This is a genomic window from Hymenobacter sp. J193, from assembly GCF_024700075.1.
In the GTDB taxonomy this organism is placed as follows: domain Bacteria; phylum Bacteroidota; class Bacteroidia; order Cytophagales; family Hymenobacteraceae; genus Hymenobacter.
On record NZ_JAJONE010000001.1, the window covers coordinates 758495 to 772553 of the forward strand.

Genomic DNA, 14059 nt, shown 5'->3' on the forward strand with positions numbered 1-14059 from the left:
TTAGCGGAGTTTGAGGGTGACAAGGGTAATGACGGCCAGCATGATGCCCACAATCCAGAAGCGCGACACGATTTTGCTTTCGTGGTAGCCCAGCTTCTGGTAGTGGTGGTGCAGCGGCGACATGCGCAAGAGGCGCTTGCCTTCCCCGTACTTGCGGCGGGTGTACTTGAAGTAGCTCACCTGCAGCATCACCGACAGGTTTTCGACCAGGAAAATACCGCAGAGCACCGGAATCAGCAGCTCTTTGCGCACGATGAGGGCCAGCACCGCAATGATGCCCCCAATGGCTAGGGAGCCGGTGTCGCCCATGAATACCTGCGCCGGGTAAGAGTTGTACCACAGAAAGCCCACGCACGCCCCCACGAAAGCCGTACAGAAAATAACCAGCTCCCCGGAGTTGGGGATGTACATGATGTCGAGGTAGTCGGCCAGCAGCGCGTTGCCGCTCACAAAGCAGAAAATAGCCAGCGTGATGCCGATAATGGCCGAAGTGCCGGCCGCCAGCCCGTCGAGGCCGTCGGTGATGTTGGCGCCGTTGCTTACGGCCGTGATGATCAGGATGACGATAGGAATATAGAGGATGCTGTAGAGCCCGTTGAAGTACGGCCCGGCGTAGCTGAACAGGTTGCCGTAGTTCAGCTCGTTGTTTTTGGCGAAGGGAATGGTAGTAATCATCAGCTTCACGTCCTGGTACACGGTGCTGGCATCCACTGCCGACAGGTCGCCGTTGGGCAGCAGGTACTGGCGCACGGTCACATCCTTCGAGAAAAACAGCACCCAGCCCACCGTAATACCCAGGCCAATCTGGCCCAGCACCTTGAAGCGCCCGGCCAGCCCTTCCTTGTCCTTCTTCACTACTTTAATATAGTCATCCACAAACCCGATCAGGCCCAGCCACACGGTGCTCAGAATCATCAGCACGATGTAGATATTGTCGAGCTTGGCAAACAGCAGCACCGGCACCAGAATGGCCAGTAGGATGATGAGCCCGCCCATGGTGGGGGTTCCCTTCTTCTCCATCTGCCCCTGCAAACCCAGGTCGCGGATAGACTCGCCGATCTGCTGCCGCTGGAGCAGCCGGATCAGCGGTGCGCCAAAGTACTGGGCAATGATCAGCGAAGTTACCACTGCCATAGCCGCCCGGAACGTGGTGTACTGAAACACGCCGGTGCCGGGAATGTGGTAGTGCTGGTAGAGGTAAGTAAAGAGGTAATACAACATGAAGGCGAAGTCAGCGGGTCAGGAAAATCGAAAGCCGAACAGCAAAATTAGTGCTTCGGGCCGGGTACCGGGTGCGCAGGGAGGGAATCTTTATGGTTTGGGTTGCTGACTTGGCACCTTAAACACGAGGCGCTAAAGCTCATTTACCCAGCAGCGCAAACATTTCGGTCAGCACCTGTTTGTCGTCAAAATCAGTTTTTACGCCTTTGATTTCCTGGTAGGACTCGTGGCCTTTGCCGGCCACCAGTATGATGTCGCCGGGGCCAGCCAGCGCGCAGGCCGTTTTAATGGCCTCGCGCCGGTCGGCAATGGTGAGCACCTTGCCCAGGTCCTGGGGCTGCACGCCAGCCTGCATCTGGGCCAGAATATCCTGGGGCTCCTCGAAGCGGGGGTTGTCGGAGGTAAGCACCACGCGGCTGGAGCCCTGGCAGGCCAGATTGGCCATGATGGGCCGCTTGGCCCCGTCGCGGTTGCCGCCGCAGCCCACCACCGTAATCACCTGCTGGCTGGGCTGGCGGATATCGGCAATGGTCTGGAGCACGTTTTCCAGCGCGTCCGGCGTATGGGCGTAGTCTATGATGCCGGTCACGCGCGTCTTCGGCGACACCACCGGCTCGAAGCGGCCCGGCGCTGAGGTCAGCCCCGACAGCACCGTGAGGACTTCCGTGGGCTCCTCGCCCAGCAGCACCGCTGCCCCGTACACGGCCAGCAGGTTGTAGGCATTGAACACCCCAATCAGCCGGAACTGCGCCTCGCGCCCGTCGATTTCCAGGTGCAGGCCGTGCACGGCATTTTCAATCAGCTTGCCCCGGAACGAGGCCGGCCCGCGCAGGGAGTAGGTTTCGCGGCGGCCCGTCACGTTCTGCAGCATCACCGGGCCGCGCTTGTCGTCGGCATTGGAAAGGGCAAACGCCGACTTAGGCAGCGCGTCGAAAAAGCCCTTTTTGGCCTTCAGGTATTCCTGGAAAGTGCCGTGGTAGTCGAGGTGGTCGTGGGTGAGGTTGGTGAACACGCCGCCCGCAAAGTGCAGGCCGGTTACGCGGTGCTGCACCACAGCGTGGCTGCTCACTTCCATAAACACGTGCGTACAGCCGGCCTGCACCATGCGGGCCAGCAGGGCGTTCAGCCGAATGGCGTCGGGCGTGGTGTGGGTGGCCGGAATTACTTCTTCGTCAATCTGATTCTGCACCGTACTCAGCAGCCCTACGTGGTAGCCCAGCTCCCGGAACAGCTTGTGCAGCACCGTGGCGCAGGTGGTTTTGCCGTTGGTGCCCGTAACACCCACCAGCTGCAGCTTCTGCGACGGGTGCCCGTAGAAAGCCGCCGCCACGCGGGCCATAGCCTCGGCGCTGTCGGCTACCTGCACATACGTAGTGTTCGGGTTCAGCTCCGTCGGCAACTCTTCGGCCACTACTACGCTGGCGCCCAGCTCCACGGCTTTAGAGATAAACTGGTGTCCGTCAACGGTAGCTCCGCGCAGGGCGAAAAACACCGTACCGGGCGCGGCCTGCCGCGAGTCCAGCGTAAGGCCTTGTACGGCGGCTTCTGCAGAGCCGTGCTGGGCCAGCACCTGCAGGCCGGCGAGCAATGCAGAAAGCGAATGAGAGGGCGAAGTCAGATCAGGCATGAGCAAGACAAGCCGGCGCAAAGCCGCGCCAGCCGAGGTAAGCGTTATTTTCGGTTGGATTTGGTAGACTCCGCCGCACGGGCCTGGGCCTGCTCAGCGCCCCCGTTCAGCTGCTGGCGCAGCTTGCGCTGGCGCTCCAGCAAAGCCGCTTTCACCTTGGCCGGATCGGGATCGGCGGGAGTGATGAGCTTGTTTTCGGCCAGGTCAGGGGTTTCGGGCGCGGCTACGGGCGCGGCCGGCGCCGAGGTTTGCCCAATGGGCTGCAACGTGAGGGAAATGACCGCGCCGCGCTGCAAAGGCGCACCCGCGGCCAACGACTGCGCCCGCACCCGGCCGGTGCCGTTCAGGCGCACCCGCAGGCCACGGTTTTCGAGCAGAAACAGGGCGTCGCGCAAGCTCATGCCTACCACGCTGGGCACGCGGCCGCGCTGCACGGGCTGTTCCTGCCAGGTGAGGGTTTTGCTGCCCTGGCCGGTATCAGCGCGCACCCAGTCCTCGGCGCTGGTGGCCGTCTGGGAAGGCAAACCCATGTGCTGAGTTACGAGCTGCAGCTCGTCCTGCATGCCTACCCCAATAGTAGGCATACGCTGCTTTTTCTGTGGAGCGCGGGCCAGCAGGGGGCGCTGACTGGCCGCGTCGCGGGCCATAGCTTTATCGGCTACCTCGCGGAACACGGGCGCGGCCACGTCGGCCCCGTAGATACGGCCTTTCTTGGGCGAATCGACTACCACAATGCAGGAGTACTTGGGCTTATCGGCCGGGAAATAGCCGCAGAAGGAGGTCGAGTACACTTTGGTATAGGCGCCATTCTTGAACTTCCACGCCGTGCCGGTTTTGCCGGCCATGGTGAAATCCTGGGAGCGGATGCCGCGGGCGGTGCCTTCCGTCACGACGCCTTCCATCATGGCGCGCACTTTGGCCAGGGTTTCGTCGGAGCAGATTTTGGGGTTCAGCACCTTCGACTCAAAGCTTTCCAGCACCTTATCGGCCTGCTTGATTTCGCGCACGATAATAGGCTGCACCTTCACGCCCCCGTTGGCCACGGCGTTGTAGAAGGCCAGCGTCTGCAGGGGGGGCCAGCTTCAGCTCGTAGCCGATGCTCATGGTGGTAAGCGAAGTGCGGCTCCAGCTCCGGTCCCGGGGGTCTTTGATGTAGGGCCGGGCCTCGCCGCTCATCTGGAAGCCCAGCGGCTTGTCCAGCCCGAAGCGCTTGAGGTAGTCGGTGTACTTGCTGGGGTCTTTGCTGAAGGTGTGGTCGGCCAGCCAGGCGACGCCAATGTTGGAGGATTTCTCGAACACCTGCTTCACGGTAATGTTGCCGTAGCCGTGGGAGTCGGTTTTCACGGCCCCCCCCACGTACATGCGGCCGTTGCCGGTGTTCACCATGTCGTCGAGGGTTAGGTCGGGGTTTTCCTCAAAAATAGCCATCATCGACGCCAGCTTGAAGGTAGAGCCCGGCTCGGTGCGCCCCTGGTCGGCAATGGCGTAGTTGTAATCCTCGCGGTACACGCCCTCGGCCACCTTGCCCAGGTTGGCTACGGCTTTGATTTCGCCGGTCTTCACTTCCATCAGAATCACAGTACCGTACTGGGCGTTGTTGTCCACCAGGGACTTGTACAGTGCGTTTTCGGCCACGTCCTGCAGGTTGATGTCGAGGGTGGTTTTCACGTCGTAGCCGGGCACGGGCTTCACCTCGGTGCCGTCGTAGATGGGCTTGTTGCCGCCGGGCAGGCGCTCAAACAGCGCTTCGCCGTCTTTGCCGGCCAGGTGCTGATTGAAGGTGTACTCCAGGCCCGCGCCGTTCTTGTCCTCGTTCACGAAGCCAATGGTGCGTTGCGCCAGCCCGCCAAACGGCCGGAAACGCTTGTCGACTTTCTCGAAGATGGCCCCGCCCCGGTTTTTGCCGGCCCGGAAAATGGGCCACGTCGCCATCAGCTTCTTTTCCTGGAAGTTGATCTGCCGGGAGTTCAGCCGGATGTAGCGCACGTTACGCTTGGGGTCGTGGGCGTTTTTGAGCTTGCGCGTGTATTCCTGGGCGCTTTTGTCCCCGAAGAACTGCGACAAGAGCAGCCCCAGCGAGTCGGCTTTCTGCTCAAACAGCCGGTCGTCCACCACGCTCGGGTCCCAGGCCACCCGGTAGAAAGGCAGCGAGGTGGCCATGATGCTTTCGTTGTCGGAGTAGATGTTGCCGCGGGTAGCAAACACGGGCTGGTACACGATGCGCCGCTCCTGCTCCAGGGCGCGCCACCGGTCGCCTTCCTGAAACTGAATGCGCCACACCTTCATCACGATGGCCGCAGAAAACAGCGCCACGCCCAGGAAAGCCAGCCGGACGCGGGTAACAATGGATTTTTTAACGTTTCCTTTCATCTCTACGCGGGGCAGAACGAGGGGCAGAAGCGGCCGGAGCGGCCGCAGCTTCGGTAGTAGGCACGCCTACCGGCACGGGCGGGGCACCTACCAGATCATCATCGGGGGAGCCCGTGAGCGGAGCCACCGCCTGCTGGGCGCGCAGAGCCGAATCGGCAATGGCCTGGGCGGCCACGGAGTCGGCCGTGAGCAGGGGCACGCGGTCCAGCTCGGCTTCGTCGAGGCGGCCGGCGGGAACTGTAATACGGAAAGGCGGCGAGGAGCTTTCCACCAGCCCGTAGGCGGCTACGCGGCGGGCCACTTCGCTTTGCTTGCTAGCTTCCATGTAGTCCGACTTCAGGGTAGTGTAGTCGGCGCGCAGGTCTTCGGTTTCCAGCTTAAGCTTCTGGATGCTGCGGTTCATGCGCAGGGCGTAGTGCGTGTTGCCGATATACACCAGCGTCAGGAACATGATAAACAGCACGTGCGGCAGAAAGCGTACGGGCAGGCCTTCCCGGAACAGGCCATCCATGTTCGTGACGCGCTCCAGCAGCGAGAATACGCTCCAGGAGCTACGCGGTGCTTCTACCTTAGGGCGCCGCTCGCGCACTTCCGGCTCAGGCGTAGGCTTGGGTGCCGGGGGCTCTGGCAACGGCGCAGGTTCCGGCTCCACGTAGCGGGGCACGTTGGCGCGGGGCTGGCTGGCGGTAGGTTTAATGATATTGATAGCCACGTTTCTGGAATTAATAATTAGGAATGAATAATTAAGAATGAATGCCTGGTGCCGCTCATAGCCGGCCCGGCCACCGAAGCAGTTCCGGTGAAAACAGGCGGCACGGGCATGGAGCGGCAATTCTTCATTCTTAATTACTAATTCTTAATTGCAATGCGAAGCTTGGCGCTGCGGGCACGGGTGTTGAGGGCCAGCTCTTCAGCTGTGGCCTCCACGGGCTTGCGCGTGAGCACCTCAAAGGGCGTAGACGTGTGGCCAAACAGGTTTTTCTCGGCTTCGCCGAAGAATTTACCCTTGGCCAGAAAGTTCTTTACCAGTCGGTCTTCCAGGGAATGGTAGCTCATCACCACCAGCCGACCACCGGGCCGTAGCACCTCGGCCGTTTGCAGCAGCATATCCTGTAGCGCCGCCATTTCGTCGTTTACTTCGATGCGTAGGGCCTGAAAAACCTGGGCCAGGTACTTGTTTTCCTTGCCGCGCGGGGTGCAGCTGGCAATGGCTTTTTTCAGCTCACCAATAGTCTGGATGCCCGCGCCGCGCCGGCCACTCACCACGGTATGGGCCAGCGTGCGGGCGTTGGTCACTTCCCCGTACATCCCGAAGATGCGGTGCAGCTCGGCTTCGCTATACTCGTTCAGCACGTCGGCGGCGCTGGGGCCGTCCTCGGCGTTCATGCGCATATCCAGCGGCCCGTCGAAGCGGGTGCTGAAGCCGCGCTCCGGGGTATCGAACTGGTGCGACGACACGCCCAGGTCGGCCAGCAGCCCATCCACGGGCAGGGCGCCGTGCCGGGCTAGCTCCCGGTGCAGGTGGCGAAAGTTGGCGCGGATAAACGTGAACTGCGGCCGGGCCAGCTGCGCGGCTTCCCGCTCGGCGTCGGCGTCCTGGTCGAAGCTGTAGAGGTGGCCGGTGGTCAGGTGCTCCAGGATGCGGCTGGAGTGGCCGCCGCCCCCGAAGGTAACGTCTACGTAACGGCCACCAGGCTGCAGGTCGAGCGCCTCCAGGCACTCGCGCAGCATTACGGGGCGGTGGTAGGCGGCGTCGTTTTGGTAAGTTTCCGGGGAACTCATGCGGCCAGGGGGCTAGGCCCGGTTTCGGTGGTCAGGAATTTCTGGGCCAGCTTGGAGAAGCTCTGCTGGTCTTTGATGAGGAAGTCATCGTAGCGGGTGGGGTCCCAGATTTCGCAGCGGTTGCCCATGCCCACGATAATGGCTTCCTTCTCGATGCCGGCGTAGCGCAGCATAGTACGTGGCAGCCCAAAGCGCCCGATGGCGTCGAGCTCTACCTCCGTCATGCCCCGGAAAAAGTTGCGCTGAAACTGCCTGTACTCCTCGTTGAACTCATCCAGCGCCATCACCTTCTCGTGAATCACGCGCCAGGCGGCCCGCGGGTACAGCACCAGGCAGGGCTCAAACCCGCGCACCAGCACCAATTGGTTGCCCGACGATTCGGGCAGGCTGGCCTTCACCTTGGCCGGCAGCACCAAGCGCCCTTTCGGGTCCAGCTTGCACTCGTATTCGCCGGAGAGAAGATTCATGGGGCCTGGGCACGGGGGAGGGTGTTAACAAAAGTACGCAACCCCCGGCAAAAGGCAACCACCTTTTACCATTTTCTACCACTTCACGAAAACCCTGTTTTCAGCCCAAAAACAGGGTTTTGCCACCATAGTCAATACTATAGCCCCATTGAACGACTTGTGGTCGAAAGCAGTTTGCCAGAATGTCAGGTGCTGGTTCAGATTAGGGTGCGGCCCGAATTTACCACGCTGCTTACCGGATTTTGCACGCATCCCAACGGGCACTGTCGTATCTTTGCTTTTGTGAAACGCCCTCTTACACATCGGCTGTTTGGTGCCTGGCTGGCCCTGTTGGTGCTCACCGCTTCGGTGGGCCTGACGGTGCAGCGGCATACCTGCCGGGTAAGCGGGCAGCACTCGGCCCACGTGGTATTCAGCGCGCCGCGGCACGGCTGCCCGCCGGCCGTGCCAGCGGCCGGGCAGCATCATTCCGGCAAGGCCAAGCTGCAGAAGGCCTGCTGCGAGTTCAGCGCCCAGCATCATAAGGTAGACCTGCCTACTGCCGGAGTCAAGGTCCTCAAGCTGCTACCATCTGCGCTAACCACCTGGCTGCCCGACGCCGTGTGGCCCCAGGCCCCGATCGTGCGTCTGGTCCTAGCCCAGGCCGCAATCTGGCACGCTTCGGATGCCTCGCCCCCCGCCCGCGCCGGCCGCACGCTCCTTACTTTCGTCTGCACCCTAGTGGTGTAGCAGTATTTCCTGCCTTGTAGCCGGGCCCGGGGTCCGGCTGGTACCGGCGCGTTCGGCTCTGAATGCGCCCAGTGGAAATCTGCTACTCTTCTTGCCATGAATCGTTTTTCCGGGTTTGGCGGCCTGTGCGCCGCTGCCCTGCTGCTAAGCAGCACTCCAGCCCTGCTGGCCCAAACTGCTGCCCTGGCCCCCGTGCGCGGGCAGGTTACCGACGCCGCTTCTTCCTCTCCCCTGCCTGGCGCCGTGGTGCGCTGGCTCGGCACTACCGATGCCGCCTCGGCTGATGAGCGGGGTGGGTTTTCCATCGTAAGGCCCGCCCAGGCTGGTGTGCCCCGACTTATTGTGAGTTTTCTGGGCTACCGCCCCGATACGCTGACGGTGGCCGCCGAAGGCACGCCCTACCTGCGCGTGGCGTTGCGTCGGGGCACGGAGCTGGCTGAGGTGAAAGTGGAAGGCCGCACCCAGGCGTACTCGGCCCTTACGCCCACCAACTCCCAGGTAATCACCAGCCGCGACCTGACGAAATCGGCCTGCTGCAACCTGGCCGAAAGCTTTGAAACCAACGCCGCCGTGGAGGTTTCGACCACCGATGCCGTGTCGGGCGCCAAGCAGATTCAGCTGCTGGGCCTGGATGGCGCCTACTCTCTGCTGACGGTAGACAACCAACCGGCTTTGCGCGGCTTGTCCACGCCGTACCGGCTGGGGTACTTGTCGGGCACCTGGATTGAGAGCATCGACATCATCAAAGGCATGGGCTCGGTGGTGAACGGCTACGAGTCGATTTCGGGGCAGGTGAACGTGCGCCTCAAGGAGCCCGACAAAACCGACCGGCTCTTATTTAACGCCTACGGCAACGACCTGGGCAAATTCGACCTGAACCTGAACCTGGCCAGCCCGGTGGGCAAGCGCGGCAGCACCGTGCTGCTGCTGCACACCGACCACCTGGGCCGCCGCGTGGACCGCAACCACGACAACTTTCTGGATTTGCCGCTGGCCACGCAGTACAACGTGCTCAATAAGTGGAAGTATAAGTCGGACAAGGGCCTGGTGGCAGAAGCGGGCGTAGGCGCCCTGCGCGAAACGCGCCAGGGTGGTCAGATAGGTTTCCGGGAAAGCAACCCGGCGGGCTACTACGGCACCACCATGACGGCCACGCGCTATACCGGCTTCACCAAAACCTCCTACACCTGGCCCGGCCGGCCCTACCAGAGCCTGGGGCTGCTGCTGAACGGCACCGCGTATAGCTTCGACTCGCAGTACGGCCGCCGCACTTACAATGGCACCCAGAACACCGGGCAGGCGACGCTGCTGTTTCAGAGCATCCTGGGTACTACGGCGCACACCTACCGGCTGGGGATGAGCTACCTGCACGACAACTACCGGGAGCTGTACCGCACGGGCCTGCTCGACCCCAACGAAACGCCTGCCCAGCGCTATGCCCGCGAAAACCGCCGCCGCCAGGAGCGTGTGCCCGGGGCTTTTGCTGAGTACACCTATCAGAACGCCAAAAACCTGACGCTGGTAGGTGGCCTCCGCCTCGACCAACACAACCTCTACGGCTGGTTTCTGACGCCCCGCCTCAACGTGAAGTACGACGCCACGGCCTCCACCATTCTGCGGGTAGCCGCTGGCCGGGGCACGCGCGTGGCTAATCCCTTGGCCGAAAACACGGGCATGCTGGTATCGTCGCGGGAGTTTACTCTTCTGCCCGACCTGCAGCCCGAGCGGGCCTGGAACGTGGGCGGCTCCTTCACGCAGTACTTCACCGTAGCCAGCCGGCCCGCCACCTTCGTGGCCGACTACTACCACACCGAGTTCCAGAACCAGGTGGTGGCCGATATGTACTCCTCGCCAGACCGGCTGCTGATTTCCAACCTGTACGGCCGCTCCTTCTCGCGCAGCCTGCAAATGGAAGTGCAGGTAGAGCCGCTGAAAGGCCTGCAGGCCAAGGCCGCGTATAAGTTTCTGGACGTGCAAACCAGCTACGGCGGCCAGCTGCTGCCCAAGTTCCTGACGCCCCGCCACCGCCTGTTTGCTAACCTGAGCTACGCTACGGCCTTCGACAAGTGGCGCTTCGACCTCACAGGCCAGTGGTTTGGCCGCCGCCCGCTGGCCATGAGCCCTGGCACCGCCCACTCCGACCCGTACCACGACCCGCTGCCCAATACGCCTACCGCCGACGAGCTGAGCTACACGCCTCGCTACGTGCTGTTCAATGCCCAGGTGACGCGCGCCTTCAAGCGCTGGGAGGTGTACGCTGGGGCCGAAAACCTGCTCAACTACCGCCAGCCCAACCCCATCATTGGCGCCTCCGACCCCTTCGGCCCGAACTTTGATGCTGCCATGGTGTGGGGCCCCACGTTCGGTCGCCTTACTTACGCCGGTCTGCGTTTCCGGCTGCAATAACTTCCCCTCTTCCCCTTCTTTTTCCTGATTCCCCTTATGAAGACCCTGCAAACCCTGCTGTGCACCCTGGCCCTGGTTTTGACCGCGCAATTTGCGCAGGCCCAGACGGCCGCAGCTGACACCAAAGTAAAAACCAAAACCAGCGGCGAGACGCTCAAAATCAAGACCTCAGCCGTGTGCGACATGTGCAAGGCCCGGCTGGAGAAGTCCCTGGCCTATGAAAAGGGCGTGCAGAGCGCGGTGCTCGACGTGTCCTCGCAGGTGCTGACGGTAACGTACCGCGCCGATAAAACCTCGGCCGACAAGCTGCGCGCCGCCGTGCAGCAAACCGGTTACGATGCCGACGCCAAGCCCGCCGATGAGCGCGCCTACACCCGCCTGCCCGACTGCTGCAAGAAAACCAACGAGGTGCATTAGGTTGTAGCCCGCCGGGTTTTCGTGCAGGCCCTGGTCACCGTCGCAAACCGGTGGCCAGGGCCTGCTGCTTTGTTGGGCTTCCGGCAGTTTTAGGGGAGCAATGCCGGCCGGCAGTAGACCAAACCCATGCTGTTGCCGGATATTTGCGGCGGGCACGGAGTTTGCCTTGTTTTCTTTTTTATATTTAATTGAACGATATAGTCCTGTTTGCCTGATGCGCGTCACGTAGCTTTCTTCTGCCATGAAAATATCCTGTGCCTTGCTCGACGACGACCCGCTGGTGCTGGACCTGCTGCAGGCCTACGCAGCCATGACTGATGTGCTGGACGTGAAAGCCGTGTTCAACGACCCGGTAGAGGCGCATACGTATCTGCTCAACCACGAAGTGCAGGTACTCTTCTCCGACGTGACGATGCCCCATCTGAGCGGCCTCGACCTGGTTCGGTCGCTGCGGCAGCCACCGCTGGTGGTCCTTATGACGGCTTTTCCGCAGTATGCCATGGAAGCTTTCAACCTGGACGTTATCGACTTTCTGCTGAAGCCCATTACGCTGGACCGCTTTCTGCGGGCCGTAAATAAAGTAGCCGGGCTGTTGCGCACTACCGAACCCGGCCTGGCTGCCTCAGAGCTGCAGGCGGCGGAATCCGGGTCGTTTTTTATTCGCACCGATGCTCAGTTTGTGCGCCTGCACTACCGGGACGTGCTTTATATCGAAGCCCTGAAGGACTTCACCAAGCTCCACACTTCTGACGGGCGCACGCACCTTACGCTGGTCAACCTCAAAAACCTGGAAGAGCAGCTACCAGCCGGCTTGTTTGTGCGCACGCACCGCTCCTACTTGGTCAATGCGGCCCTTATCGATTCTGTCAGCAACTTAGAAGTACGCGTAGGCAGCCACTGCCTGCCCCTGGGCCACACCTACCGCGAGCGGGTAACGGAGCGCATTGTGCACCGGTCACTTATCCGGCGGCAGCACTAAGGGCCACGCCCGTTTCCGGGTCCGCGGCGGGCAGCGTAAACCGAAATACCGACCCCTGCCCTTCCACGCTGTCAAAGGTGAGGCGGCCGCCGTTCAGCTCCGTAAATTCCTGGCATAGCCGCAAGCCCAGCCCGGTGCCTTCTTCGCGGGCTGTGCCGGGCGTGGTGTAGCCGATGGTAGCCTGCCGCAGCTTTTCCTGATTGGGGGGCGCAATACCCACACCGGTATCTGTTACCGCAATTTCCCATTCGGTGCCCCGGCGCCGGCCGGAAACCGTGACGGTGCCCCCGCCCGGCGTGAACTTAATGGCGTTGCTAAGCAGATTGCGCAAAATCAGCCGGCACATGTTTTCATCGGCGCGCACCAGGCAGGGCGGCAGCTCATTGCGCAGCTCTACGCCTTTGCGCTCGGCATCCAGCGTCAGCAGTGCTACACACTCCGCGGCAACTACCTCCAGCGGCAGCACCCGGGTTTGCACGCCTTCGTCGCGCATCTGCGTCATGGCCCAGTTCAGCAGGTTGTCGAGCAGTTCGAGGGTGGTGTTTAGGGTTCGGGTGAGGCGGTCCATGTGCGTTGCCAGCCGCTCGGGGGGCACGCTGCCTAGGTTGAGCAAGCTCAGGAGCGTATACAAGGAACTGAGGGGGGAGCGTAAGTCGTGGGAAATGACGGAGAACAGCATGTCCTTGCTGCGGTTCAGCCGGTCCAGCTCTTCCTTTTGCCGCTGAATAGCCAGATTTTTGCGTGAGAGCAGCCCATTGATGGCCGCCTGCCGGCGCCGGGCCAGGTACAGGCCGCCAGCCAGTAAAAGCAGCAGCACGGCCCCGAGTCCCAACCCATTGCGCCACCACATCTGCCGCTGCAGGTTGGCTTCCTGGCGGTGCCGCTCTTTCTGGAGTGCTACGATTTCCTGCTCCTTCTTCTCCGTTTCGTAGCGCATTCTGATTTCGGCCACCTCCGATCTGCGCTCCTCCGCCGCCACGCTGTCGGCCAGCAGGATATGCTGCGTAAGGGCCTTAAAGGCATTGGGGAAGCGCCCCTGCCGCCGGTGCAGCTCCGACAAGCTTAAGTAAAGGTTGCTGAGCTGACGCTTGTTGCCGCTGCGTTGCGCCAGCGGTACCGCCCGCAAAAAGTACCGCTCCGCCGCCGCCAGGTTCCCCGTAGAGTCGTGGGTGGCAGCCAGGGCCTCGTAGAGCATTGCCAGCAGCGACAGGTCCTGCCGCCGGGGCATGGCAGCCAGCGCCTCCAGGTATACCTGCCGGGCCGCCGGGTACTTTCCCATAGCCATGTACAATTGCCCTACGCTATGCAACACGTACCCGGTAGCTACGCTGTCGTGCAGCTGCCTGGAGCGCTGGGTACTTTGCTGCAGATACTGCAATGCCTGCGGAAAGCTGTCTTGAGCCAGGTACATCCGTCCTACCGCGTGCAGGCCCACCGCCGCCCGGGCTGGCTCAGTCAGCCGCTGCCAGAGGAAGCTGGCCTGCTGGTAGCTTCCGGCAGCCTGCTCCCAGGCCTGCTGGCTGGCATACAGGTCGCCGAGGTGCTCGTGCACAATAGCCTGATTACGCTGGTCCCGGAGCTGAACGAATTTAGTTAGGGCCCGGCGGTACCAGTGGCGGGCCCGGCCACTGTCGCCGCGCGCCACCTGCACCCGTCCCAGCAGGTCATAGGTAAGAGCGGTGGTAGCAGTGTCGCGGTAGGCTTCGCCCTGCTGCAGGGCCAGTTGGGCATGTTCCAGGGCTTCGTTGTAGCGGCGCAGATCCAGCAGGGCCACGGCCATCCGCATATAAGCGCGGGTGCGGGGAGCCGGACTGATCTGCAGCCTGCGCTGGGCTATCCGCAACGACTCCGCCGGGTTGGGTGAAGACAGCGGCGACGTGGGCAGCTGAGCCGGCAGTTTACGCTGCGTCAGGAAGCTGCTCGCAGTATCCGGCACGGGCTGCATACCTCGCACAGCGTGGGCGCATAGCCAAAGGAACAGCAGGGGCAGCAGGCGGGCGGGGCACATAAAGCAGGAGCACATCAGCCGCCGGAGATAGGCTCTGATATAGTTGTTCTAAA

At 62.1% G+C, this 14059-nt stretch carries 12 protein-coding genes; 4 read left to right on the forward strand and 8 right to left on the reverse strand.

Annotated elements, in window-relative coordinates; genetic code table 11:
• The 7 genes from mraY to mraZ form a co-directional block, all read right to left on the reverse strand.
• Positions 1-1221: a phospho-N-acetylmuramoyl-pentapeptide-transferase gene (gene mraY, locus LRS06_RS03220; RefSeq protein ID WP_257870154.1), complete on the reverse strand. Its 1221-nt coding sequence runs from the start codon at positions 1219-1221 to the stop codon at positions 1-3.
• 139 nt (positions 1222-1360) lie between these two features.
• Positions 1361-2848, reverse strand: coding sequence for a UDP-N-acetylmuramoyl-L-alanyl-D-glutamate--2,6-diaminopimelate ligase (locus LRS06_RS03225; protein WP_257870155.1), 1488 nt, complete (start codon positions 2846-2848; stop codon positions 1361-1363).
• Between the two features lie 44 nt (positions 2849-2892).
• Positions 2893-3891, reverse strand: coding sequence for a penicillin-binding transpeptidase domain-containing protein (locus LRS06_RS25315; protein ID WP_308239864.1), 999 nt, complete (start codon positions 3889-3891; stop codon positions 2893-2895).
• A complete protein-coding gene (locus tag LRS06_RS03230) occupies positions 3830-5218 on the reverse strand; it encodes a penicillin-binding transpeptidase domain-containing protein (RefSeq protein ID WP_308239865.1) in 1389 nt (462 codons plus the stop codon). Before LRS06_RS03230 ends, LRS06_RS25315 begins: the two co-directional genes overlap by 62 nt.
• A complete protein-coding gene (locus tag LRS06_RS03235) occupies positions 5202-5930 on the reverse strand; it encodes an FtsL-like putative cell division protein (protein ID WP_257870156.1) in 729 nt (242 codons plus the stop codon). Before LRS06_RS03235 ends, LRS06_RS03230 begins: the two co-directional genes overlap by 17 nt.
• A 137-nt stretch (positions 5931-6067) precedes the next feature.
• Complete coding sequence (gene rsmH, locus LRS06_RS03240; protein ID WP_257870157.1) at positions 6068-7000, reverse strand: 16S rRNA (cytosine(1402)-N(4))-methyltransferase RsmH; 933 nt, start codon at positions 6998-7000, stop codon at positions 6068-6070.
• The gene (gene mraZ, locus LRS06_RS03245; RefSeq protein ID WP_196953092.1) at positions 6997-7467 is read right to left on the reverse strand and encodes a division/cell wall cluster transcriptional repressor MraZ; all 471 of its coding nucleotides are present in this window, start codon (positions 7465-7467) and stop codon (positions 6997-6999) included. The genes rsmH and mraZ overlap by 4 nt, the downstream gene beginning before the upstream one ends.
• A 282-nt stretch (positions 7468-7749) precedes the next feature.
• Between mraZ and LRS06_RS03250 the strand changes: the two genes are divergently transcribed.
• From LRS06_RS03250 to LRS06_RS03265, 4 genes are all read left to right on the forward strand, one after another.
• Complete coding sequence (locus tag LRS06_RS03250) at positions 7750-8196, forward strand: hypothetical protein (RefSeq protein WP_257870158.1); 447 nt, start codon at positions 7750-7752, stop codon at positions 8194-8196.
• A gap of 96 nt (positions 8197-8292) precedes the next feature.
• The gene (locus LRS06_RS03255) at positions 8293-10602 is read left to right on the forward strand and encodes a TonB-dependent receptor (protein ID WP_257870159.1); all 2310 of its coding nucleotides are present in this window, start codon (positions 8293-8295) and stop codon (positions 10600-10602) included.
• A gap of 36 nt (positions 10603-10638) precedes the next feature.
• A complete protein-coding gene (locus LRS06_RS03260) occupies positions 10639-11019 on the forward strand; it encodes a heavy-metal-associated domain-containing protein (RefSeq protein ID WP_257870160.1) in 381 nt (126 codons plus the stop codon).
• 241 nt (positions 11020-11260) lie between these two features.
• Positions 11261-11998 (forward strand): LytTR family DNA-binding domain-containing protein, encoded by a 738-nt coding sequence (locus LRS06_RS03265; RefSeq protein ID WP_257870161.1) that lies wholly within the window; start codon positions 11261-11263, stop codon positions 11996-11998.
• Here the strand turns inward: LRS06_RS03265 and LRS06_RS03270 are convergent.
• A complete protein-coding gene (locus LRS06_RS03270; protein WP_257870162.1) occupies positions 11979-14021 on the reverse strand; it encodes a tetratricopeptide repeat protein in 2043 nt (680 codons plus the stop codon). The genes LRS06_RS03265 and LRS06_RS03270 overlap by 20 nt on opposite strands.
• Between the last annotated feature and the right edge of the window lie 38 nt (positions 14022-14059).

Bases quoted from the DNA above. Each gene is read 5' to 3' on its own strand.
- mraY (WP_257870154.1), bottom strand. From the start codon at position 1,221: ATGTTGTATTACCTCTTTACTTACCTCTACCAGCACTACCACATTCCC.
- LRS06_RS03225 (WP_257870155.1), bottom strand. From the start codon at position 2,848: ATGCCTGATCTGACTTCGCCCTCTCATTCGCTTTCTGCATTGCTCGCC.
- LRS06_RS03230 (WP_308239865.1), bottom strand. From the start codon at position 5,218: ATGAAAGGAAACGTTAAAAAATCCATTGTTACCCGCGTCCGGCTGGCT.
- rsmH (WP_257870157.1), bottom strand. From the start codon at position 7,000: ATGAGTTCCCCGGAAACTTACCAAAACGACGCCGCCTACCACCGCCCC.
- mraZ (WP_196953092.1), bottom strand. From the start codon at position 7,467: ATGAATCTTCTCTCCGGCGAATACGAGTGCAAGCTGGACCCGAAAGGG.
- LRS06_RS03255 (WP_257870159.1), top strand. From the start codon at position 8,293: ATGAATCGTTTTTCCGGGTTTGGCGGCCTGTGCGCCGCTGCCCTGCTG.
- LRS06_RS03260 (WP_257870160.1), top strand. From the start codon at position 10,639: ATGAAGACCCTGCAAACCCTGCTGTGCACCCTGGCCCTGGTTTTGACC.
- LRS06_RS03265 (WP_257870161.1), top strand. From the start codon at position 11,261: ATGAAAATATCCTGTGCCTTGCTCGACGACGACCCGCTGGTGCTGGAC.
- LRS06_RS03270 (WP_257870162.1), bottom strand. From the start codon at position 14,021: ATGTGCTCCTGCTTTATGTGCCCCGCCCGCCTGCTGCCCCTGCTGTTC.